The following is a 22425-nucleotide window of genomic DNA, read 5'->3' on the forward strand; positions in this document are numbered from 1 at the left end:
TGGAGCTAAGGATCATGCGACGAGGTCAAGCTCGCGCAGCGTGGCGAGCAGGCTCAGCATCGGCAGGCCGAGGATGGTCGAATGATCGCCCTCGATCGCCTCGAACAGGTGGATGCCGAGGCCTTCGAGCTGATAGCCACCGACGCTGGTGGTCGCCGCCTCGCCAGCCAGTGCGACGTAATCCCTGATGAAGCCGGAGGTCAGCGGGCGCATGACGAGCACCGCGCTGCTGGCGCCGCGGCCGATGATCTTGCCATCGCGAGCCAGGGTGAAGGCCGAGGTGAGTTCGTGCTTGCGACCGGCGAGCATGGTGATCTGCCGCTCGGCCGCTGCCGTGCCTTCGGGCTTGTGGAACGGGCGACCCTCGCAGACCAGCATCTGGTCGGCGGCAAGAACGGCGCGGCCGGGATGCTGCGGCGAGACCGACAGGGCTTTGGCATCCGCCAGCGCCGTAGCGACGCCGGCAGGTGGACCGCCCATAGCGAGGAAATCGGCCTCGATGGCACGTTCGTCGACATCCGGCCTGATCACCTCGACCGGAAGCTCTGCCGCTTCGAGCAGCTGCAGCCGTGTGGTGCTCCCGGAAGCGAGGATGAGCGGCGCATCGCCGCGCCAGAATGTCGCCTGCCCGGTCACGTCGCGATGAACTTCATGCGGTGGTCGCGCAGCAGGTCGAGGATCGCGGCGGCGGTCTCCTCGATCGAGCGACGCGTGACATCGATCACCGGCCAGCCCCGGCGGGCGCAAAGCCGGCGCGACTGGGTAATCTCGTCCGCGACCGCATCCGGATCGACATAAGGCGTCTCGTCATCAGCCTTCAGCGACAACAGGCGGTTCTGGCGGATCTGGATGATCCGCTCGGCGCTGGCGACGAGGCCGACGATCAGCGGCTTCTTCAGGCCGTCGAGCTCGACCGGGAGCGGTACATTCGGCACAAGCGGGATGTTGGCGGTCTTGATACCGCGATTGGCGAGATAGATGCTGGTCGGCGTCTTCGAGGTCCGGCTGATGCCGACGAGGACGACATCGGCATTCTCGATATCGCCGCCGAGCTGCCCGTCATCATGCATCAGCGTGTAATTCATCGCATCGATGCGGCGGAAATACTCGGCATTGAGCATATGCTGTGCGCCCGGCCGGGGTGCGGAAGCCTGGCCGAGATAGGACTGGAACAGCGACAGCACCGGTTGCAGTACCGACAGGCAGGGGCAGCCTATGTCGCGGCAGAAGCTCTCCAGACGCTCCGCCCATTCCGGCTCGACCAGCGTATAGAGAACCACGCCGGGAGAGGTTTCGATCTCGGCGAGCACACGCGACAACTGGTTCTCTGATCGGACCAGCGGGTAGACATGTTCGATTGCGGAAACCGCTTCGTATTGTGCCGCAGCGGCGCGGCTGACGGCGATCAGCGTCTCGCCGGTCGCGTCGGAGACCAGATGCAGGTGAAAATAGTTGCGCGCCACGGTTTCCGTCGCCCCTGCCGGCCTCTTCTTCGGCTCAGCTCTAGAGCTGTTCCGCCGGCCTGGGAATCCCTTTTCGATCCTTCAGTCGCCGGCGGACCACTGATTCACATAGCTGGGACAACTGGGGATAACCCGGCGCTTCCAGGAATCCGTCTCGACGGCTCGGGATAACCCGGCCAAAGCCTCAACAGGCATCGGCCTGTGGGCTGAATCCGGATGTTTCACGTGAATCATTTTTGGACGCGGCGCCAGGCCGCGCCCCGAAGCAAAATCCAATTCGTTAAGAAAGTCTTAAGGGCCGGTCGGCCCAATATCGGTCAGCCGGCTGGCTTGCGTGCGGCCTGTGGACCGGTTGTGGACAATCTTGGGGCGGGCTATGTGCCCCCATCCAAGAGTCTAAACAGAAGACTCTCTTATAAAAGAATCTTTTAGGACGATGGGCGGATAGCCCGGTGCGCTTCATGACCCAAAGCACTTTCCTGCGTGCTCTCTCCGGCGAGACCCTCCCCAAGCCTCCGCTCTGGCTGATGCGGCAGGCTGGCCGATATCTGCCGGAGTATCGCGAGCTTCGCGCGAAAGCCGGGGGCTTCCTCGATCTCTGCTACAATCCGGAATGGGCAGCCGAGGTCACCCTGCAGCCGATCAGGCGTTTCGGCTTCGATGCGGCGATCCTGTTCTCCGATATCCTGGTGATCCCCCATGCGCTCGGGCAGAAGCTCTGGTTCGCACAGGGCGAAGGACCGAGGCTGGAGCCGGTCGCCGATGCGGCCCGCTTCGGTGAGATCCGCGAGGAGATCGATCCCGACGTGCTGGCGCCGGTCTACGAGACCGTCCGGCGTGTGAGGGCAGCGCTTCCCAAGGGAACTGCGCTGATCGGCTTCTGTGGTGCGCCCTGGACCGTCGCGACCTATATGGTCGCCGGGCGCGGCACCCCCGACCAGGGACCGGCCAAGGCCCTGTTCCAGCGCGACCCTGTCCTCTTCGCAAGATTGATCGACCGGCTCGTCGTCAATTCCGCCGCCTATCTCAACGCGCAGATCGATGCCGGTGTCGATGCCGTGCAGATCTTCGACAGCTGGGCGGGCTCGCTTGGCCCTGAGGATTTCAGGCGCTGGTGCATCGAGCCGACCCGGCGGATCGTCGATCTTGTTCGGGCGCGGCACCCCCACGCGAAGATCATCGGCTTCCCGCGCGGGGCCGGGGCCGGCATTCCGACTTACGTCCGCGAGACCGGCATCGACGCTGTCGGGCTCGAGACCGAGATCGAACGAGGTTTCGTGCGCGAGTCGATCCAGCCGCTTGCGCCGGTGCAGGGTCATCTCGATCCGCAGCTGCTGCGAGCGGGCGGGACCGAGCTCGATCGCGAGATCGAGGCGATCCGTGCGGCATTCGGCGGAGGTCCCTTCGTCTTCAATCTAGGGCATGGCATCCTGCCGGACACACCGATCGCTCATGTCGAGCGGCTGGTCGAACTGGTTCGCGCCTGAAGCCTGAAGGACTACCGCCATGGCTTACGAATGGATCAAGGCTTTCCATGTCATGGCGGTGATCGCCTGGATGGCCGGGATGCTCTATCTGCCTCGGCTGATGGTCTATCATGCCGAGGCGCAGATAGGCTCGATCCAGTCCGAGACCTTCAAGATCATGGAGCGCCGGCTGCTCAAGGGGATCATCAACCCCTCGATGATCATCACCTGGGTGCTCGGGCTCTACCTTGCCTGGAGCGCGTTCGGCTTCAAGGGCGGCTGGCTGCACGGCAAGATCGCGCTGGTCCTTGTCCTCTCGGGCATCCATGGCTATCTCAGCGGCAGGGTCAGGGCCTTCGCCGAAGACCGCAACGACAAGCCGGCGCGTTTCTATCGCATCCTCAACGAGGTACCGGCGCTGCTGATGGCGGCTATCGTCATCCTGGTGATCGTCAAGCCGTTCTGAAATCGCCGCGGTTTCCCGCTTGAGCGATTCAGGGAAAGCGGTTATCAAGCCTCTGCGCTTTTCGTACGCGTCCTTCCTTATCGTCGACGGCTCGTGCCGTGGCTGCTTTCTCGGCCGACACGACTTCCTGACAAGTGGGCCTTCAGGCCTTTCGTCCCGTCGATCCCTCCACTGCCGTCCGGCCTGCCTGATCGCGGGCCTGTTACTCCGGGTACCCCATGCGGGAAATCAAACTCCACGAACTCAAGGCGAAGTCGCCGACCGAGCTGCTCACCTTCGCTGAAGGCATGGAGGTCGAGAACGCGAGCACCATGCGCAAGCAGGAGCTCATGTTCGCCATCCTGAAGCAGCTCGCCTCTCAGGAAACCGAAATCCTCGGCGAAGGCGTCGTCGAGGTGCTGCAGGATGGCTTCGGCTTCCTGCGCTCCTCCGATTCGAACTACCTGCCGGGTCCTGACGACATCTATGTCTCGCCCTCGCAGATCCGGAAGTTCGGCCTGCGTACCGGCGATACCGTCGAAGGCCCGATCCGCGGCCCGAAGGATGGCGAGCGCTACTTCGCCCTGCTCAAGGTCAACACGATCAACTTCGAGGATCCGGAGAAGATCAAGCACAAGATCCACTTCGACAACCTGACGCCGCTCTATCCCGATGAGCGGCTCAAGCTCGAGGTGCAGGACCCGACGAAGAAGGACTTCTCGCCGCGGGTCATCGATATCGTCGCGCCGATCGGCAAGGGCCAGCGCGCGCTGATCGTGGCGCCGCCGCGCACCGGCAAGACCGTGCTGCTGCAGAATATCGCACAGTCGATCACGACCAATCACCCCGAGTGCTATCTGATCGTGCTGCTGATCGACGAGCGGCCCGAGGAAGTCACGGACATGCAGCGCTCGGTGAAGGGCGAGGTCGTGTCCTCGACCTTCGACGAGCCGGCGACCCGCCACGTCCAGGTCGCGGAGATGGTGATCGAGAAGGCCAAGCGCCTGGTCGAGCATGGCCGCGACGTCGTCATCCTGCTCGACTCGATCACCCGCCTCGGCCGCGCCTACAACACGGTGGTGCCGTCCTCCGGCAAGGTCCTGACCGGCGGTGTCGACGCCAACGCCCTGCAGCGGCCGAAGCGCTTCTTCGGCGCGGCCCGCAATATCGAGGAAGGCGGCTCGCTGACCATCGTCGCGACTGCGCTGATCGACACCGGCAGCCGCATGGACGAAGTCATCTTCGAGGAGTTCAAGGGCACCGGTAACTCGGAAATCATCCTCGACCGCAAGGTGGCCGACAAGCGCATCTTCCCGGCGATCGACATCATCAAGTCGGGAACCCGCAAGGAAGAGCTCATCACGCCGCGCTCGGATCTGCAGAAGACCTATGTGCTGCGCCGCATCCTCAACCCGATGGGTCCGCAGGACGCGATCGAGTTCCTTTTGGACAAGCTGCGCCAGACCAAGCAGAACTCCGAATTCTTCGATTCGATGAACACCTGACTAGGGATCATCACCTCGGCGATCTCGAAAGGCTCCGGCACGATGCCGGAGCCTTTTTTGTTGTTGATATCGGTTGCGACCTAACGAGCGCTCGCGACCACCTCGGCCAATCGATTCGGATCCGTGACGGGCGACAGGCAGCGCCCGTGCAGGCAGGCGAAGGCGGCGCCTCTCCTCGCCTGCTTGGCATAGGCATCGGCCGCATGCTCAGGCGGCAGTCGATCCGGATTGGGGCAGTCGACCGGGGGTCACCGTCAGATCCTGTAGTGTCAGGGCGGTCTGCCTGAAGGATTCTTGAGTCGGACCGGCGAGTACGATTTCCACGCCGTAGCGGGTGAGGTCGTAGGCGTTGATTGTTGAGGATCGAGCCATGAGTCGTCGGGGATGCGCTGCCGGAGCGAGTATGGCCGCAAGGAAATGGCCAGCTCGCTCGCGATCCTCGGGCAGGCCGCTGGCATTGGGTACGGCATCGTATGAGTCGGCCCGGGTACGACCGGCAGCGCGGTGGAGTCGGCCCGAATCTTCCGCAGCGGTCCCGAGTCAGCCTGGCGGTAGTGCCGATCAGTATGCATGCTTCACCGCCTGGCGAGGCCGAAGTAGTGCTGTTCGCCGGCGCGGTAGGAATGGGCCAGGCCGTTTCTATCCGCCATGGATTCGGCAACGAAACGAAAGACGGCGGCTGCGAGCTCGATCCAGTCCTTACGGCCAGGGATCCCGCCGGCCCGGACGAGACCGGAGATCATCACGCACTTCCACGCGGCCAAGAGCGTGCAGAGCGCTCATACAGATATGGGCGATGTCGCCGCTCGTTGCGATCGGCCTTGATGTTCACCAAGAGCTCGTTCATCACCGCGGCGATAGCGGGGTTCTCGAAGCTCTCATGCGCCATGATATGGGACCAATGGCAGGCGGCGTAGCCGACCGAGAAGAGGACGGGGCGATTGCTGGCGCGTGCTTCCGCGACGGCCTCTGCGCCCCACTCCCTCCAGTGGACGGGATTGTCCTGGTGCAGCAGCAGATTGGGATTGGCTTGCTTCAGGCGGTTCGTCCACGGAACTCCAGCCTTGACGGGGTCGAGCCGTGAAAGCCTCTCCGACGATCGTGGCGCTGTCCTCCGGCGCCGGACGCGCTGGCGTCGCGGTGGTTCGCATCTCCGGCAGGGATGTCCGATTCGTTGTCGAAACGATTGCCGGGTCTGTCCCTGAAGCGCGCAAGGCCGCCTATCGGCCGCTGCGTGATTGCGATGGGGCGATCATCGACCACGGTCTGGTCCTGTTCTTTCCGGCGCCTGCAAGCTTTACCGGCGAGGACGTCGCCGAACTCCATGTCCACGGCTCGCGTGCGGTGCTGTCGCGGCTGCTCTCGGTGCTCGCGGCCCTGCCAGGCTTGCGTCTGGCGGAGGCGGGCGAGTTCACCCGCCGCGCCTTCGAGGCCGGCAAGCTCGATCTCGCGGCGGTGGAAGGCCTCGCCGACCTGATCGATTCGGAGACGGAATGGCAGCGCAGACAGGCGCTGCGCCAGATGGAAGGCGCGCTCGGCCAGGCGGCCGCTGAATGGCGCAGCGCTTTGATCAAGGCGATGACGCTGCTCGAAGCCGAGATCGACTTTTCCGACGAAGGCGATGTCGCCGGGCCGCTGATCGCCGAAGCTGTCGCGGGGGCGCAGGGCGTTCTTGGTAGTCTGCGGGTAGCGCTCGGTAGTTTCGCCGCCGGCGAGCGGGTGCGTGAGGGCTTTGTCGTAGTCCTGGCCGGACCGCCAAATGCTGGCAAGTCGAGCCTGCTCAATGCGATGGCCCGAAGAGACGTCGCGATCGTCTCGCCGATCGCCGGTACGACCCGGGATGCCATCGAGGTCAGGCTGGATCTGGGCGGTATTCCGGTCGTTCTGGTCGATACCGCCGGCCTGCGCGAGAGTTCCGATGAAATCGAGGCGGAAGGCGTGCGGCGCGCCCGCCAGAGGGCTGACAATGCCGACCTCGTGCTGCGGCTACGGTCGCCCGATTCGGAGCCGGAACGAAAAGGCAGTGGCACTACCGAGATCGTTGTTGCGACGAAGCTCGATCTTGGTGGTAGTGCTCGGCCCGGCGAGGTCGGTGTGTCCGCCACGACCGGGGCAGGACTACCGGAGTTGGTCGAGCTCATCGCGTCTCGCCTCGGCAAGCTCGGCCAGGCGGAGCCTGCCCTCGTCACCCGCGAACGCCAACGCGTCGCGGTGGCGGATGCCGCAGCTGCGATCGAACGGACCGCCCTGCTCCCGCATGAACAGCCCGAGCTCATTGCGGAGGAGCTGCGTCTTGCCGTCCGGGCGTTGGAGCGGCTGATCGGCAGGGTCGATGTCGAGGATGTGCTGGACAGCCTGTTTTCCGGCTTCTGTATCGGCAAATAGGCGGTTTTCATTGACCGCGCCGCCAGCCTTGGCTAGCGATTTGCTCATGTTGAATGCACAGGCGAATGGGCACTACGATGTCGTCGTGGTGGGCGGTGGCCATGCCGGGGCGGAAGCCGCGGCCGCGGCAGCACGCGCCGGCGCCAGGACGGCACTCATCACCCAGCAGATTGCCACCGTTGGCGCAATGTCCTGCAACCCGGCGATCGGCGGACTCGGCAAGGGCCATCTCGTTCGTGAGATTGATGCGCTCGACGGGATCATGGCCCGCTGCGCTGATCAGGGCGGCATCCAGTTCCGCATGCTCAACCGGCGCAAGGGACCGGCGGTACGCGGGCCCCGCGTCCAGGCCGATCGCAAGCTCTACCGCCAGGCCGTGCAGGCTGCTCTGGCCGCCCAGGATGGTCTTACCCTGATCGAGGGCGAGGCATTCGACCTTGAGATCATCTCTGAGCAGGTCGCCGGTGTCGTGCTTGCGGATGGCCGTCGATTCGCCTGCGGAACGGTCGTGCTGACGACCGGAACCTTCCTGCGCGGCCTGATCCATATCGGTGAGACAAAGATCCCCGCCGGCCGTGTCGGTGAGGCGCCCTCGCTTGGCCTCTCCGCGACGCTGGAACGGCACGGCTTCCCGCTCGGGCGGCTTAAGACCGGAACGCCGCCGCGGCTGGATGGGCGCACCATCGACTGGGCCAGCCTGGAGATGCAGCCCGGCGACGAGCCGCCCGAACCGTTCTCGGCGATGACCGAGGCGATCACCACGCCGCAGATCAGCTGCGGCGTGACGCGGACGACGCTGGCGACGCATGAGCTGATCCGCGCCAACCTTCATCGGGCGCCGATGTTCTCTGGCCAGATCGAAGGGCGCGGACCGCGCTATTGCCCGTCGATCGAGGACAAGGTCGGCCGCTTCGGCGATCGTGACGGCCATCAGATCTTCCTCGAGCCCGAAGGTCTCGACGATCCCACCGTCTATCCGAACGGGATCTCGACCTCGCTGCCGGAGGACGTCCAGCTCGGCCTGCTCAAGACGATCCCGGGCCTTGAGCGCGCCGTGATGCTGCGGCCGGGCTATGCGATCGAATACGATTATGTCGATCCACGCGCGCTGAAGCCGACATTGGAGACGCGGGCGGTCTCCGGGCTGTTCCTCGCCGGCCAGATCAACGGGACGACCGGCTATGAAGAAGCGGCGGCGCAGGGCCTGCTCGCCGGACTCAATGCCGCCCGCCGCGCCGGCGGCAGCGAACCGGTCAGCCTTGATCGTACGCAATCCTATATCGGGGTGATGGTCGACGATCTCGTGACGCGCGGCGTTACGGAGCCGTACCGAATGTTCACTTCGCGCGCCGAGTTCCGACTATCGCTGCGGGTCGACAATGCCGACGAGCGCCTGACACCGCTGGGCATCGGGGTCGGTGTCGTCGGTCACGCTCGCGAGGCGGGCTTCGAAAGCCGGCAGTCGGAGATCGTTAAGCTTACCGAACTCTTACGCGAACGCTCTCTCTCGCCAAATGAAGCGGCAGCGGCCGGGCTGGAGCTCAATCGCGACGGGATCAGGCGCTCGGCCTTCCAGATCCTGTCCTACCCGACTGTCGATTTCGAGGCCCTGCTCCGGGTCTGGCCCGACCTCGGAAGTTTTTCCGAGACGGTGCGGGCGCGTGTCGCCGCAGACGCGACCTATGCGGTTTATCTCGACCGGCAGGCGGCCGAGATTGAATCTTATCAGCGCGACCAGGCGCTGGCGCTACCCACCGATCTCGATCTTGATGGCATCTCCGGGCTGTCGAACGAGGTGCGGCTGAAGCTGCGTGCGGCCTGGCCGAGCAATCTGGCGCAGGCGGGCCGGATCGAGGGCATGACGCCAGCGGCCTTGACCTTGCTGGCCGCGCATGCGCGTAAGCATCAGGCCGCACGAATGGCGGATGCCGAGGCATGACCCTGTGAGTTCTGTTGATAAGGCGGATAACTCCGATAGGCAGCACGCTTTTCGCTTGACGCCTGTTTCACGTGAAACACAGGAGCGCCTCGCCATTCTGGTGGCGGAGCTCAAGCGCTGGCAGCAGGCGAAGAACCTCGTCTCGGGCGCGACGCTGGACGAGGTCTGGACCCGTCACGTCGCCGATTCCTTGCAATTGCTCGACCATGCGCCGCAGGCACGGCGCTGGCTCGATCTCGGCTCGGGCGGCGGCTTTCCCGGTCTCGTACTGGGCATCCGGCTTGCCGAGCTCGGCGGGCATATCGACCTGGTCGAGAGCAATGCCCGCAAATGCGCCTTCCTGCGCCATGCCGCGCGCCTGACCGGCTCGTCCGTCACAGTGCACAATGCCCGGATCGAGAATGTCGTCGACGGCTTTGTCGGCAAGGTCGAGGCCGTGACGGCGCGGGCGCTGGCGCCGCTGCCGCTGCTGCTCGACTGGTGCAAAGAGCTGTTGAGAACCGGGGTGACGGGAGTCTTTCCCAAGGGACAACATCTAGATGCGGAATTGACCGCCGCGTCTAAATATTGGAAGATTCAGGCCACAACGTTTCCATCCTTGACGGATTCGGCGGCCGCTATCCTGGTGATAGGCGGCGCCGAGAAACGGGCCGATTGATGACCGATTCTCAGCCTATTTCCATTCCCACGCGTCCGCGCGTGCTGGCGCTCGCCAATCAGAAGGGCGGGGTCGGCAAGACCACGACCGCGATCAATCTTGGCACCGCCCTCGCCGCGATCGGCGAGAAAGTGCTGATCATCGATCTCGATCCGCAGGGTAATGCCTCGACCGGCCTGGGCGTCGATCGGAAGAGCCGCAAGGCCTCGACCTACGACGTGCTCTGCGGCGATATCGGCCTGGGCATGGCAATGCAGGCAACTTCTGTTCCCAATTTGTTCCTGGCGCCGTCAACGCTCGACCTTCTGGGTGTCGAGCTTGAGATCGCCGGTGCCAAAGACCGCGCGCTGCGATTGAAGAAGGCGATCGACGAGCTGGTTCACGATCAGCGCTGCAGCGATCTGACCTATATCCTGATCGATTGCCCGCCCTCGCTCAGCCTGATCACCATCAACGCGATGACGGCAGCGGACGCGGTCCTGGTGCCGTTGCAATGCGAGTTCTTCGCGCTGGAAGGCCTCAGCCAGCTGCTCAAGACGGTCGAGCAGGTGCGGGCCGGGCTCAACCCACGCCTGATCATTCAGGGCGTGGTGCTGACCATGTACGACCCGCGCAACAATCTCTCCGGCCAGGTCATGGCCGATGTCCGCGATTTTCTCGGCGACAAGGTCTACGAGACCGTGATCCCGCGCAATGTGCGGATCTCGGAGGCGCCGTCCTATGGCAAGCCGGCGCTGCTCTACGATCTGCGCTGCGCGGGTTCGCAGGCCTATCTGAAGCTGGCCTCGGAGGTGATCAAGCGCGAGCGCACGCTGCGCGCCGCCTGATCGGTAAGAAAAGGTTCAAGAGGAATGGCAATGGTCGAGGAACAGGGGCGTTCGCGTCTTGGCCGGGGTCTGGCTGCGTTGATCGGCGATGTCGGTGAGGAGATCGGCGCGCTCGAACGGGCGCGCGGACAGCGCAAGGTTCCCGTCGAATTCCTGCGCCCGAATGCGCGCAATCCGCGCAAGGCCTTCGCGGAAGCCGAGCTCGAGGATCTTGCAGCCTCGGTACGCGAGCGCGGCATCCTGCAGCCGATCATCGTGCGCTCGATCCCGGGCATGATCGATGCCTACGAGATCATTGCCGGCGAGCGGCGCTGGCGGGCGGCGCAGCGGGCCGAACTACATGACGTCCCCGTCATCCTGGTCGAGGCCAATGATCGCGAGGCGCTCGAAATCGCCATCGTCGAGAACGTCCAGCGCGCCGATCTCAATGCGATGGAAGAAGCGGCCGGCTATGAGCGGCTGATCGCCGAATTCGACTATACGCAGAACGACCTCGCCAAGGTGATCGGCAAGAGTCGCTCGCATGTGGCGAACACGCTGCGCCTGAGCAAGCTGCCGGAGCCGGTCAAGCGCATGGTCGGCGAAGGCTCGGTCTCGGCCGGCCATGCCCGCGCGCTGCTCGCCGTTTCGGAACCGGAACAGGTCGCGAAACGCATTGTCGAGGAAGGACTTACGGTCCGCGACATCGAGCGGCTCGGCCAGGATGAGGCGCGTAGCGAGAACAAGCCCGTCAGGGCGGCAGCGCCGAAGCCGGAGAAGGATCCGGATACGCGTGCGGTTGAGAAGGCGCTGGAGGAAGCCCTCGGCCTCAGCGTCTCGATCCAGCATCGTGCCAGCGGCGGCGGCGAGATGAGGATCAGCTACAAGACGCTGGAGCAGCTCGATGCGCTCTGCCGGCGGCTGAAGGCCTGATCAGCGGCCTTTGCCGCCCATCCGGCTGAGTGTCCAGAGCGTCCGGGCCGCGATCGGCTTGGCCATGTCGCCGTCGCGGCGCACGGCCAGCATCGCCGTTCCCAGAATCGTCACGGCATCGCGCAATTTCGCTGTCGGCCAGGCGTTGAGCGCCGCTTCCGCCGTGGCAATGCGTGGATAGGGCAGGCGCATGGCGCCGACCGCCTCGCGCGCCGGCTTGCCGCCTTCAATGGCGAGTTTTGCCTTCAGCAAGGCGAGTGTATGGCGCAGGACCGCGCCGAGCAGCACACCCTGATCGAGCCCTTCGCCGGTGAGCTTGGCGAGGGCAAGATCGAGGCTCGGCAGGCGGCCGGCGAAGACGGCGTCGACCACACCCGCCTGCTCGCGCTGGGCGGTATCGCCGACGATGGCCTCGACATGGGCGGCCGTCAGAGCTGCATCGCTGCCGGCATAGAGGATGAGCTTGTCGATCTCCTGGCGCGAGGTCTGGCGATCGCCGCCGAGCAGGCTGGTCAAAAGGTCGCGTGTGCTCCGATCGATGCTCTTGCCGGCTGCCTTTGCCATCTCGTCGACGATCGTGCCGAGATCGCGTGCGGCATCGCCATAGCAGGGCACGGCGAGCGCGGATCTGGCGCGCTCGCAGGCGGTGCGCAGCGGATTGGACTTCTGCAGGTCGCCGGCTTCGATGATGACGACCGCGTCCTGCGAAGGCGTTGCCAGCAAGGGCTCGACGGCTGCGACGAGCGGGCGCGAGGTCGGTGACACCCGGATGGCGCGACGCCCACCGAACAGGCCGATGGTGTTGGCCTCGTCGACCAGCTTGAGCGGGTCTGAAGCGATGTCGTCGCCGTCCATGCGAATCAGCTGGAAGGCGTCCTGCGGGTCGTCGACGCTGCTGCGTGCGAGTGCGGCAGCCCGTTCGGAGATCAGGCCGGCATCAGGGCCATAGAACAGGTAGAGACGCCAGGCGGGGTCGGGACGCGCCAATGCGCGATCCGCCTCATGCGCCTTGATCATCGCCATCGGCTCAGCCGGCGACGAGCGCAGCGGCGACGCGGGCCTTGATCAGTTGGGCCAGGTTCTTGGCGGCGCGAATCTGCGCGTCGCGCGCTGCACGCAGCGAGGCGAAGCGTTGTTGCGAGCGCTCATAGGGCGCTCGGACGACACTCTGACCGGAGGCGACCACCTCGTTCGAGCCGACACGCAGGAGCTGCCAATCGACCGTGGCGATCAGGGTTGCTGAATCGGCGCGGCCATTGGCGTAGTCGACCGTGATCACCTCGAGCGTTTCCTTGGTCGTCGCTTCGAGTTTCAGGATCTTCTGCCGGTCGGGGGCGCCGCCGCCGTCGAACTCGAAGACGAGCTCATTGCGCAGATAGTGGCCGACCAGGCCCTTGATCTCCGGGACGTCGATGCCGAGCATGGCGTTGCGGACATTGCCGCCGACCTTGCTCACCGTGCCCTCGCCATAGAGCGGCTGGAAGCAGCCGCCGACGAGCGCGGCGAAGCCGAGAGCAGCTGCAAGCGCCAATGGACGGCGGCGCGTCATGGTGCCGGTCTCAGACGACGACATTCACGATCCTCCCCGGCACCACGATCACCTTGCGGATCGGCCGGTTCTCCAGAGCCCTGGCGACAGCCTCGGAGGCGCGTACGATCGCCTCGACCGCCACCGTATCGGCATCGGCGGGCACCGTCACCTCCGCCCGCTTCTTGCCGTTGACCTGCACCGGCAGGATCTTGCTGTCATCCTGTAACAAATCCGTTTCGGTCTGCGGCCAGGACGCTTCGCCGGCGAGGCCCGGAAGCTTCAGCGCCTGCCAGCACTCCTCGGCCAGATGCGGCATCATCGGCGCGACAAGCTGCGTCGCGATCATGGCGGATTCATGCAGCGCGAAAGCCATGTCGGCCGGGACGTCAGCCGATTCGGCGGCCATATCGAGCGCTTTGCCGATGGCATTGGTCAGCGTGTAGACATGGGCGATGCAGCGATTGAAGGCGAGCCGCTCGATATCGGCGCCGACAGCGTGCAAAGCGCGGTGGCTCGCCTTGCGCAGGGCGAGCGCCGGCTCCGAGAACGAAGCCGGGCGCGCAGGCTGGCCGCCGACGCGCTCGCCGATCTCGGCGACCAGGCGCCAGAGCCGCTGCACGAAACGGGCTGCGCCCTGGACGCCCTCATCGCTCCAGATCACGTCGCGATCCGGCGGTGAATCGGAGAGCATGAACCAGCGGGCGGTGTCGGCGCCGTAGGAGGCGATGATGTCGTCGGGGTCGACGACATTCTTCTTCGACTTCGACATCTTCTCGATCGAGCCGATCTCGATCGGGGCCCCGGTCTCGACGTCGAAGCCGCGGCGCTCATTGCCAACAGTCTCGATCCGGACATTGCCCGGCTCGACCCAGGCGCCGTCCTCAGCCCGGTAGGTCTCGTGCACGACCATGCCTTGCGTGAACATGCCGGCGAAGGGCTCGTCCAGCCCGGTATGGCCGGTTGCCTTCATCGCGCGGGTGAAGAAGCGCGAATAGAGCAGGTGCAGGATCGCGTGCTCGACGCCGCCGATATACTGGTCGACCGGCAGGAAGCGGTCGACAGCCTTGCGGTCCGTCGGGCTATCGGTGCGCCAAGGGTCGGTAAAACGGGCGAAATACCAGGACGAATCGACGAAGGTGTCCATGGTGTCGGTTTCGCGCCGGGCCGGCTTGCCGCATTGCGGGCAGGCGACATGCTTCCAGCTCGGATGATGGTCGAGCGGGTTGCCGGGCTTGTCGAAGGAGACGTCGTCCGGGAGCTTGACCGGCAGGTCCTGCTCCGGCACCGGAACGACGCCGCAATCCTGGCAATGCACGATTGGGATCGGGCAGCCCCAATAGCGCTGGCGCGAAATACCCCAGTCGCGCAGGCGGAAATTGATTTTGCGCTGGGCGACAGGGCGGTTGCCGAGGGTTTCAGCCTCCAACCGCCTGGCGACCTCTTCTTTCGCCTCCGGAATGGTCATGCCGTCGAGGAAGCGCGAATTGATCATCCGCCCTTCGCCGTCATAGGCGATGTCGGTGATGACGAAGCTCGCGGGATCGGTGCCTTCCGGGCAGACGACCGGGGTGTTGCCGAGCCCATATTTGTTGACGAAATCGAGGTCGCGCTGGTCATGCGCCGGGCAGCCGAAGATCGCGCCGGTGCCGTACTCCAGCAGGACGAAATTCGCGACATAGACCGGTAGGGTCCATTTGGGATCAAAGGGATGGGCAGCGCGCAGGCCGGTGTCGAAACCCTGCTTCTCGGCTTTGTCGATGTTCTCCTGCGCCGTGCCGGTCTTCTTGCATTCGACGATGAAGTCCTGCAGCGCCGGATTCGTTTCGGCGGCAGCCTTCGCCAGCGGGTGGTCGGGGGCGACCGCCAGGAATTTGGCGCCGAACAGCGTGTCGGGGCGGGTCGTGTAGACCTCGATCTCGCTTTGGCTCAGCGCATTCGATTCGAGAGCGAAACGAACAAGCAGGCCTTCCGAGCGACCAATCCAGTTCTTCTGCATCAGCCGGACCTTGTCCGGCCAGCGGGTCAGGCCTTCCAGCGCGTCGTTCAGCTCCTCGCCAAAGGCGGTGATCTTGAAGAACCACTGCGTCAGCTCGCGAAGCTCGACGGGCGCGCCGGAGCGCCAGCCGCGGCCGTCGATGACCTGCTCATTGGCGAGCACGGTCTCGTCGACCGGGTCCCAGTTGACCTTGGCGGTCTTGCGATCGACCAGCCCGGCCTTCAGGAAGTCGAGGAAGAGCTTCTGCTGGTGCTGGTAGTAGCTGGCGTCGCAGGTTGCGAGCTCGCGGCTCCAGTCGAGCGACAGGCCCATCGATTGCAGCTGGCTGCGCATGGTCGCGATATTGGCATAGGTCCAGTCGCGCGGATGGACCTTGTTGGCCTTGGCAGCGTTCTCCGCCGGCAGGCCGAACGCGTCCCAACCCATCGGGTGCAGCACCGAGAAGCCCTTGGCGCGCTTGTAGCGCGCGACGACGTCGCCCATCGCATAATTGCGGACATGGCCCATATGGATGCGCCCCGACGGATAGGGGAACATCTCGAGTACATAGTAGGGCGGCCGGGTATCGTCGTTACGGGTCTCGAAGAGCTTGCGCTCATCCCAGACCTTGCGCCATTTCGGCTCGGCTTCCTTCGGATTGTAGCGTTCGACGGCCATGCTGATCGTGTCGTTCTTGCGTGAGCGGACTGGGCCGGACTAGGACACCATCGCAGCCGCCGGGTCAATGTTCGGAACGGCTTGGCGGGCGCGCACGAGGCGAGGACGGGCGAAATGTCGGATGTCGTGGCAAGACTTCAGGAAACGCGGGACGCGATCGGCCGCGCCGCGCGCGATTTCGGCCGCAAGCCGGAGGCCGTGACGCTGATCGCGGTCTCCAAGACCAAGCCGGCGGAGATGATCGTGCCGGTCTTGGGCGCCGGCCAGATCGATTTCGGCGAGAACTATGTCCAGGAGGCCAAGGAGAAGTGGCCGGCGCTGCGCGAGCGCTTCCCGCAGGCCAGGGTGCACATGATCGGACCGCTGCAGTCGAACAAGGCGCGCGACGCGGTGGCACTGTTCGACGTGATCCAGTCGCTCGACCGCGAGAGCCTCGCCAAGGAGCTCGCGCGCGAGATCGAGCGCGCCGGCAAGGCGCCGCAGCTGATCGTCCAGGTCAACACCGGCGCCGAACCGCAGAAGGGCGGCATCCTGCCTGGCGAGGCCGACGCCTTCCTGGAGCTGTGCCGGACCCGCTACGGCCTGACGATCGCGGGGCTGATGTGCATTCCCCCGGCCGAGGACCCTCCCTCGCCGCATTTCGCCCTGCTCGGCAAAATCGCCAAGCGTAACGGCCTGGCGATCCTGTCGATGGGCATGAGCGCCGATTACGAGGCGGCGATCCAGCTTGGCGCCACCCATGTCAGGGTGGGCAGCGCGATTTTTGGCGCGCGCGGTTGAGGACGCCGTGACGTCGGCCCGCTAGAGCACTTCCGCGATTCGGAGAAACGCGGAAGCGCTCTAGCTCCTTGTTTTATCGCATTTTCTTCACGCGAACTGGTGCCCACTTCGCTCGAAAATGCTCTAGATCGGCTGGCCGACGTCGATGCGGTTGCCGTCAGGGTCCTCGAAGACGAAGGCGCGCAAGCCGTAGTCCTTGTCGCGCAAGCCCTTGACGATGCGCAGACCGTGAGAGTGGCAGAGCTCGTGAAAGGCGTCGACATCATCGACCATGATATGGGCGATGTTGAAGGGCGCGGCCTCGTGGTCTTTCTGCAAGGTCAGATGGATCTCGGCCTTGCCCTGCTTGAGGATCATGAAGCCGACAGGCTGGCCGTTCTCGAAGGTCTTGGTGAAGCCGAGGACGCCGATATAGAAGGCGCAGGCGCGTTCCATGTCCTTGACGGGGAACATCGCGGCGACACGGCCGAAGCCGATCTCGGTCATTGGCGAATCAGTCATGGCACAGTCTCTTGCTGGGAGCTGGCCTTACCTGAACGGGGCGGTGCCCGCTCAAATCCGGCGCTCCTGAAATCGATCGATGAGACGGTGCTCGGCAGCCAGTATCTCCAGCCGGGCTCGGCTTGCAAGCGGTCAGCGCACCACGATCGTGCAGCGCCGCGCCAGCCTGGGCAGGACCTTGCCGAAGATGTCGCCGGTGACGGCAACGCAGCCTGCCGTGGGGGTGAAGCCAGGCCGGGCGAGGTGCCAGAAGATCGCGCTGCCGCGGCCGCGTTGCACCGGCGCATCGTTCCAGCCGAGCTCGACGATGACGTCGTAGAGATTGTCGGCGCGGGCGAGCCGCTCCTCGGCCTCGCCGGGCGGCCGATCGATCAGGCGGTTGTAGCGCCGGTCGGTCTGGTCGTCGCACCAGGCGTCGCGCGGCGTGATGGCACGGACCGGCAGCAGGCTCGCGGGGCGCGGCAGCCGGTCGGCACGGTAGAAGACCCGGCGCAGGGGCAGCTTCGCCCGCGGCGTGCCGCCATCGCCCTCGCGTTTGGCGACGATGATGCCGGAGCGGCCGAGCGCGCAGGGAAAGGCGGCAGAGCCGGCGATGAGGAAGCCCCTGCGGCGATCATGCACCGAGCGCACCACCACCAGTTTCGTCAGCCGCCGGCCCGCCGCAGCGCGATCATCACGTCTTTTCACAGCTCATCCATCTTGCGTGATCTGCCGGTCGTTTCCGGCCACCCGGCGTTCTTTCCGTTTGACCAGCTTGAGCTGGGTCGTCAGAATCTGCGCTGAACTCAATATGTTGGACCGCGGGCGCTTCGCAAAGGTGGCTCCCACTTCTGCCGAACATGCTCTAATGTCGCGCCAACGCAAACGGGCTGAATCGCCTTCATGTCTGCAATCCATCATATCCTGCTGGTCGACGACGACCAGATGCTGCGCGACGCGCTCGCCGAGCAGCTCGCGCTTTACGACGAGTTCAAGGTGTCGTCCTCGCCGAACGCGACGGCGAGCCTGAAGGCCGTGCAGGCCGAGCGCATCGACCTCGTGGTCATGGATGTCGGCCTGCCCGACATGGATGGCCGCGAGGCGGTGAAGCTGATGCGCAAGAACGGCTTCAAGGGACCGGTGGTGATGCTGACCGGGCAGGGCTCGGACGCCGACACCGTGCTCGGGCTGGAAGCCGGCGCCAACGATTATGTGGTGAAGCCGTTCAAGTTCGCCGTGCTGCTGGCGCGCATCCGCGCGCATTTGCGGCAATACGAGGCGAGCGAGGACGCCATTTTTCAAGTTGGGCCGTATACATTTCACCCCGGTTCCAAGCTGCTGGTCAGCGCCAAGGGCTCGAAGACCAAGCTCACCGAGAAGGAGACGGCGATCCTGCGCTTCCTCTATCGCGCCGGCCGCAAACCGATCGCGCGCGAGACCCTGCTCCAAGAGGTCTGGGGCTATAACTCGCAGGTCACGACGCACACGCTCGAGACCCATATCTACCGCCTGCGCCAGAAGATCGAGCCGGACCCCGCCAATGCGCGCCTGCTCGTCACCGACGCCGGTGGCTACCGGCTGAATCCGTAGTCCTGAATGTCGCTCAACGACGACATCGCCCTCTTGGCCCGACAGCCGCTGCTGGGCCTGATGGATCGCGATGCCTTGCGCCTGCTCGCTTTTGCTGCCGAGACCAGGTCCCTGCGGGCCGGAGACGTGCTGTTCCGGCGTGGAGAGGGCTCGGATGGGGCCTTTCTTATCATCTCCGGCGCGGTGGCGCTGAAGCGCGAGGATGACGGCCGCCCGGCCGATGAGGTCGTCGGGCCAGGCGCGCTGATCGGCGAGCTCGCATTGTTCACGGCGCTGGAGCGGCCGGTGACGGCGATCGCGCGCGAGCCGACCCAGGTGATGCGCCTCGCGCGCAGCGTGATGCGCCGGGTGCTCGGCGAATCACCGGATTCGGCGCAGGCGATCGCAGCGGCGGTCGCAGAGCGGCTGCATGCGTTCAACAGCGAGCTGGCCGCAGTCGGGACCGCGCTCAGGGCGATCGATCTGCGCTGACGCTTCTCACAATGACGGGTGGCTCACAGCTCCAGCTGCACCGTCACCGGAACATGATCCGAAGGCCGTTCCCAGCCGCGTGCCTCGCTCAGGAAGGTGAGGTCGCGCAGCGTCGGCTTCAGAGCGTCCGAAAGCCAGATATGGTCGAGCCGGCGGCCGCGATTCGAGGCCTGCCAGTCGGCGGCGCGGTAGCTCCACCAGCTGTAGAGCTTCTCGGGCTCCGGCCGGAGCGTGCGGGCGGCGTCGGTCCAGCCGAGCTCGCTGCGCAGCTTCTCCAGCGTCGTGGTCTCGATCGGGGTGTGGCTGACGACGTCGAGCAGCTGCTTGTGGCTCCAGACATCGTGTTCGTAGGGGGCGATATTGAGATCGCCGACGAGAATGCTGGGTCGGCCCGCCGGGTTGCGGGCGACACCCCAGGCGCCGATGGCGTCGAGGAATTGCAGCTTGTGGGCGAATTTCGGATTGGCGTCGGGATCGGCGATGTCGCCGCCGGCCGGGATGTAGAAATTATGGATGGCGATGCCGGCCGCCGCGCCGGCGCCCTTGTCGAGCACCACGGTCATGTGGCGGGCGTCGTTGCGCTCGCACATCGCCATTGCCTCCTTCTCGGAGAAGGGCAGCTTGGAGACGATGGCAACGCCGTTATAGCCCTTGTTGCCGATGAAGGCCTGATGGACATAGCCGGCTTCGGTGAAGGCCTTGGCCGGGAACTGCTCGTCCGGCGTCTTGGTCTCCTGCAGGCAGAGGATGTCGGGCTGGTGGTTCCTGAGGAACTCGGTGACCATCCCGATGCGCAGGCGCACCGAGTTGATGTTCCAGGTGGTGACGGAGAGCTGCACGCAGGGATTCCGGCGGAAAGGGAAGCCGGAAACTGGGTCGCCAGCTCCAGAAAAGCAAGGCTTTGCGCAAGCCCTCCCCCGCGCGCTGCACACTGGGCGAGTTGAGCTGCCCTCGCGGGCTGCATGACGTTGCACAAATATCTCATGCAGCAGCTCCTCCCTTGGCGTTTCGCGTGAGGCTCCCTCCGAAGCCGATCATCTGCTATCGGTGCTCGCGCAGAGCGTTGGTCCCGCCGAGGTAGACTTTGCCTAAGTAAATCCGGTCTCGATCCAGTTTCACCCGTACAGGCTGACAGCGCCGCGCTGCCGGCCTCGACTATGTTCGTCGGGTGGTGGCGAGACCGGTTTGGCATTGTCCAGTTGTGCCAGCACAGCTCTCGCTGTTTCTGCTCTGCGACCCGCTAAAGCATCGCCATACCGCGCCCGCTCGGGCTTTCTCGCACGCCGCCTTGGTGAACTTCCGAGAGGAAGACCAAGACATCATGTGCGCTGCACTTCAGGTCAGATGGACCATCACCGCCAAGACAGCCCCTGAGCCCTGGATCGCCTGCGGTGGATGTGGCGGGCCACGAGCCTTTCGATCCAGCGGAAAGATCAGGCTCAACGCCAATGGTCGCAGGCTCGACGCCTGGCTCATCTACAACTGCACGGATTGCGACAAAAGCTGGAACCGGCCGCTGTTCGAACGCAGGGCCGTTCGCGAGATCGATCCTGCGATTCTCGCGGCGCTGCAATCCAACGATCCGCGATGGGCTTCGGCAGAAGCCTTCAACCTCGGCGCCTTGAGGCGCGCATCGCCGCGCATTGACGAGTTCGCGGATGTCGCCATCGCCAAGGAGATCGTGCGCGACAGTCAGTCCCCGACGACCATCGCGATCGCGCTGGTCGTCCCGCTGCCAACGAGTCTGCGCCTCGATCGCCTGCTGGCGTCCGAATTTGCGGTATCGCGTGCACGGCTGCAAGCGCTGGAGGACCGCTGCGTGCTTCGGATCAAGTCGGATCGCACGGACGCCCTGCGACGGCGTGTCGGAACTGGCACGATCGTCGTGCTCGAGTTGCCGGCCGAGGCCGACTGCGCCTTGTTCTGGCGGTTTCGGGCGACTGGGGCTGCAAGCTAGACAGGAGTGAGGGGGCGGGTTCTCGCTCCCTCACTGCAACGAGAAACGCAATGCCCCTGGCTCAGAGCACGCGCTCGTAGTTGATCACGAAGTTCTTCTGGTCGGGCCGGCGCTGCGTGTCGAGATTGTAGACCGAGACCGAGGTCTCATAGCCCTGCGGGTCGATCACCACCCATTGCCGGAGCGCGTTGGCGGAGAGGTCGAAGTTCAGCGTGATCTTCGAGGTGCCGCCCAGCGTCGAACGGTCCTCAAGCTTGAGCGACAGGATGTCACCCTTGGTGCTGACGCCGGTGACGGTCGAGTCCTTCTCGAGGTTCATCTGCTCCTTGAGCAGGAACTTCAGCGGCGTCTGGCCGATCGAATAGAGATCCTGGGTGGCGAGCTTGCGATCGCGGATCGCCACCGAAGTCCCGTCGGCGACGACCTCCATCGTCACGGGCGGCCGGTACTCGAAGCGCATCTTGCCGGGGCGCTGGATATAGAGCTTGCCTTCGAAGCGGCGGCCATCGGCAGCGAACTGGATGAAATCGCCCTGCAGTGTCGAGAAGCTGTTGAAGTAGGTGTTCAACCGCTCGACAGCCTCAGCCTTTGACAGGGGCGCACTCGGCTTGGACGACCTGGCGGGAGCAGCCCCGCGCGGCTCGTTGTTCGCAGTGACGACAGGTTCTTGCGCCGGGGCTGGTGCCGGCGCGGCAGCGGTGGGCTGTGCCGGGGCGTCGGTGCGCGGCAGGCCAAGGCCCACCGGCCGGATCGGCGGCAAGGGGAACGCCCGCTGGGCGGTGCGCGGCGCCGGCGGCTGAGCCGAGGKCTTGATGTCGAGCGGCTGGGCGTAGACCGGACCCGACGCCAGCGCGAGCGCCAGGGCGGCGGCTGCGAGGGCTGGCATGGGCGAGAGACTGGTCATGGAGCTCGGATGTCCGGTTGGCGGCCTTCTGGCGGAATATCGTGCCGCCAAGGCTGGCCGGCAAGGGTTCAACGCGTCAGCAGGCAACGAGGTTGCACCGGGCTGATGGCATTTTCAGGACCGGTTTCGCGCCATTTGGCCGCACCGGCCGCTGTGCTTCCACGCAATTCCGGACGCAAGACCGCTATGCAGTTTTGCTGGAATGGCCCGTCACTCCTCGTCTTCCCTTGCGCGCCCTGTCTCGACGAGGATCTCTCGTTTTCCGGCGTGGTTGGCGGGGCCGACGATGCCCTCGTTCTCCATCCGCTCCATGATCGAGGCGGCGCGGTTGTAGCCGATCTGCAGCCGGCGCTGGATGTAGGAGGTCGAGGCCTTCTTGTCGCGCAGGACCACCGCGACCGCCTGCTCATAGGGGTCGTCGCTCTCGGCGCCCATCGCGCTCTTGTCGAAGACCGCGCC

General features: G+C 65.1%; 23 protein-coding genes and 1 pseudogene. 12 read left to right on the top strand and 12 right to left on the bottom strand.

Annotated features, from left to right (window positions below):
* Positions 1-12: 12 nt before the first annotated feature.
* The gene (locus AC1DS0_RS29805; protein WP_476817829.1) at positions 13-636 is read right to left on the bottom strand and encodes a Maf family protein; all 624 of its coding nucleotides are present in this window, start codon (positions 634-636) and stop codon (positions 13-15) included.
* Positions 633-1463: a pyruvate, water dikinase regulatory protein gene (locus AC1DS0_RS29810; protein WP_152013243.1), complete on the bottom strand. Its 831-nt coding sequence runs from the start codon at positions 1461-1463 to the stop codon at positions 633-635. The genes AC1DS0_RS29805 and AC1DS0_RS29810 overlap by 4 nt, the downstream gene beginning before the upstream one ends.
* A gap of 461 nt (positions 1464-1924) precedes the next feature.
* On the opposite strand from AC1DS0_RS29810, the gene hemE reads away from it, so the two are divergent.
* The 3 genes from hemE (at position 1925) to rho (ending at position 4879) form a co-directional block, all read left to right on the top strand.
* Positions 1925-2950, top strand: coding sequence for a uroporphyrinogen decarboxylase (hemE, locus tag AC1DS0_RS29815; RefSeq protein WP_476817830.1), 1026 nt, complete (start codon positions 1925-1927; stop codon positions 2948-2950).
* Positions 2951-2969: 19 nt separating this feature from the next.
* A complete protein-coding gene (gene hemJ / locus AC1DS0_RS29820; protein ID WP_476817831.1) occupies positions 2970-3395 on the top strand; it encodes a protoporphyrinogen oxidase HemJ in 426 nt (141 codons plus the stop codon).
* Positions 3396-3613: 218 nt separating this feature from the next.
* Positions 3614-4879: a transcription termination factor Rho gene (gene rho, locus AC1DS0_RS29825; RefSeq protein WP_126114687.1), complete on the top strand. Its 1266-nt coding sequence runs from the start codon at positions 3614-3616 to the stop codon at positions 4877-4879.
* 575 nt (positions 4880-5454) lie between these two features.
* Here rho and AC1DS0_RS29830 read toward each other — a convergent pair.
* Entirely contained in the window at positions 5455-5622 is a 168-nt protein-coding gene (locus tag AC1DS0_RS29830) for a hypothetical protein (protein WP_476817832.1), read from the bottom strand.
* A gap of 16 nt (positions 5623-5638) precedes the next feature.
* A pseudogene (locus AC1DS0_RS29835) lies at positions 5639-5918 on the bottom strand (DUF255 domain-containing protein); the annotation flags it as partial.
* 41 nt (positions 5919-5959) lie between these two features.
* On the opposite strand from AC1DS0_RS29835, the gene mnmE reads away from it, so the two are divergent.
* Genes mnmE through AC1DS0_RS29860 form a run of 5 tightly spaced genes read left to right on the top strand, consistent with a single transcriptional unit; the run spans position 5960 to position 11600 of the window.
* The gene (gene mnmE, locus AC1DS0_RS29840; protein ID WP_476817833.1) at positions 5960-7264 is read left to right on the top strand and encodes a tRNA uridine-5-carboxymethylaminomethyl(34) synthesis GTPase MnmE; all 1305 of its coding nucleotides are present in this window, start codon (positions 5960-5962) and stop codon (positions 7262-7264) included.
* Between the two features lie 46 nt (positions 7265-7310).
* Positions 7311-9203, top strand: coding sequence for a tRNA uridine-5-carboxymethylaminomethyl(34) synthesis enzyme MnmG (gene mnmG / locus AC1DS0_RS29845; protein WP_476817834.1), 1893 nt, complete (start codon positions 7311-7313; stop codon positions 9201-9203).
* Positions 9190-9861 carry a 16S rRNA (guanine(527)-N(7))-methyltransferase RsmG gene (gene rsmG, locus AC1DS0_RS29850; protein WP_476817835.1) on the top strand — a complete coding sequence of 224 codons (672 nt, stop codon included), beginning with the start codon at positions 9190-9192 and terminating at the stop codon, positions 9859-9861. The genes mnmG and rsmG overlap by 14 nt, the downstream gene beginning before the upstream one ends.
* Positions 9861-10688, top strand: coding sequence for a ParA family protein (locus AC1DS0_RS29855; RefSeq protein WP_476817836.1), 828 nt, complete (start codon positions 9861-9863; stop codon positions 10686-10688). Before rsmG ends, AC1DS0_RS29855 begins: the two co-directional genes overlap by 1 nt.
* Positions 10689-10718: 30 nt before the next feature.
* On the top strand, positions 10719-11600 hold the full coding sequence (locus tag AC1DS0_RS29860; protein ID WP_152013249.1) for a ParB/RepB/Spo0J family partition protein: 882 nt from the start codon (positions 10719-10721) through the stop codon (positions 11598-11600).
* On the opposite strand, the gene holA is transcribed toward AC1DS0_RS29860, so the two are convergent.
* From holA to leuS, 3 genes are read right to left on the bottom strand one after another with little or no spacing between them, the layout of a single operon-like run.
* A complete protein-coding gene (gene holA / locus AC1DS0_RS29865) occupies positions 11601-12623 on the bottom strand; it encodes a DNA polymerase III subunit delta (protein WP_476817837.1) in 1023 nt (340 codons plus the stop codon). It lies immediately after the preceding gene.
* Between the two features lie 4 nt (positions 12624-12627).
* On the bottom strand, positions 12628-13173 hold the full coding sequence (gene lptE, locus AC1DS0_RS29870; RefSeq protein WP_476817838.1) for an LPS assembly lipoprotein LptE: 546 nt from the start codon (positions 13171-13173) through the stop codon (positions 12628-12630).
* Entirely contained in the window at positions 13160-15784 is a 2625-nt protein-coding gene (gene leuS / locus AC1DS0_RS29875) for a leucine--tRNA ligase (RefSeq protein ID WP_476817839.1), read from the bottom strand. Before leuS ends, lptE begins: the two co-directional genes overlap by 14 nt.
* 114 nt (positions 15785-15898) lie before the next feature.
* Here leuS and AC1DS0_RS29880 point away from each other — a divergent pair, with 114 nt between their 5' ends.
* Positions 15899-16564 (top strand): YggS family pyridoxal phosphate-dependent enzyme, encoded by a 666-nt coding sequence (locus AC1DS0_RS29880; RefSeq protein ID WP_476817840.1) that lies wholly within the window; start codon positions 15899-15901, stop codon positions 16562-16564.
* A 123-nt stretch (positions 16565-16687) separates the two neighbouring features.
* On the opposite strand, the gene AC1DS0_RS29885 is transcribed toward AC1DS0_RS29880, so the two are convergent.
* Positions 16688-17065 (bottom strand): glyoxalase superfamily protein, encoded by a 378-nt coding sequence (locus AC1DS0_RS29885; RefSeq protein WP_476817841.1) that lies wholly within the window; start codon positions 17063-17065, stop codon positions 16688-16690.
* Positions 17066-17197: 132 nt separating this feature from the next.
* A complete protein-coding gene (locus AC1DS0_RS29890) occupies positions 17198-17752 on the bottom strand; it encodes a L,D-transpeptidase family protein (RefSeq protein ID WP_476817842.1) in 555 nt (184 codons plus the stop codon).
* A 195-nt stretch (positions 17753-17947) separates the two neighbouring features.
* Here AC1DS0_RS29890 and AC1DS0_RS29895 point away from each other — a divergent pair, with 195 nt between their 5' ends.
* Positions 17948-18634, top strand: a complete 687-nt coding sequence (locus AC1DS0_RS29895) for a response regulator transcription factor (protein WP_476817843.1) — start codon at positions 17948-17950, stop codon at positions 18632-18634.
* Between the two features lie 6 nt (positions 18635-18640).
* Positions 18641-19105: a cyclic nucleotide-binding domain-containing protein gene (locus AC1DS0_RS29900; protein ID WP_152013257.1), complete on the top strand. Its 465-nt coding sequence runs from the start codon at positions 18641-18643 to the stop codon at positions 19103-19105.
* A 23-nt stretch (positions 19106-19128) separates the two neighbouring features.
* Here the strand turns inward: AC1DS0_RS29900 and xth are convergent, their stop codons facing one another.
* Positions 19129-19944, bottom strand: a complete 816-nt coding sequence (xth, locus tag AC1DS0_RS29905; protein ID WP_476817844.1) for an exodeoxyribonuclease III — start codon at positions 19942-19944, stop codon at positions 19129-19131.
* 482 nt (positions 19945-20426) lie between these two features.
* Here xth and AC1DS0_RS29910 point away from each other — a divergent pair, with 482 nt between their 5' ends.
* Positions 20427-21062 (top strand): DUF1062 domain-containing protein, encoded by a 636-nt coding sequence (locus AC1DS0_RS29910; protein WP_476817847.1) that lies wholly within the window; start codon positions 20427-20429, stop codon positions 21060-21062.
* Positions 21063-21123: 61 nt separating this feature from the next.
* On the opposite strand, the gene AC1DS0_RS29915 is transcribed toward AC1DS0_RS29910, so the two are convergent.
* Together AC1DS0_RS29915 and AC1DS0_RS29920 are read right to left on the bottom strand one after the other, a co-directional pair.
* Positions 21124-21966, bottom strand: a complete 843-nt coding sequence (locus AC1DS0_RS29915; protein WP_476817845.1) for a LolA family protein — start codon at positions 21964-21966, stop codon at positions 21124-21126.
* Positions 21967-22176: 210 nt separating this feature from the next.
* On the bottom strand, positions 22177-22425 hold a 249-nt coding region (locus AC1DS0_RS29920; protein ID WP_476817846.1), incomplete at its 5' end, for a DNA translocase FtsK.

The organism is Allobosea sp. P4_H5, assembly GCF_056400825.1.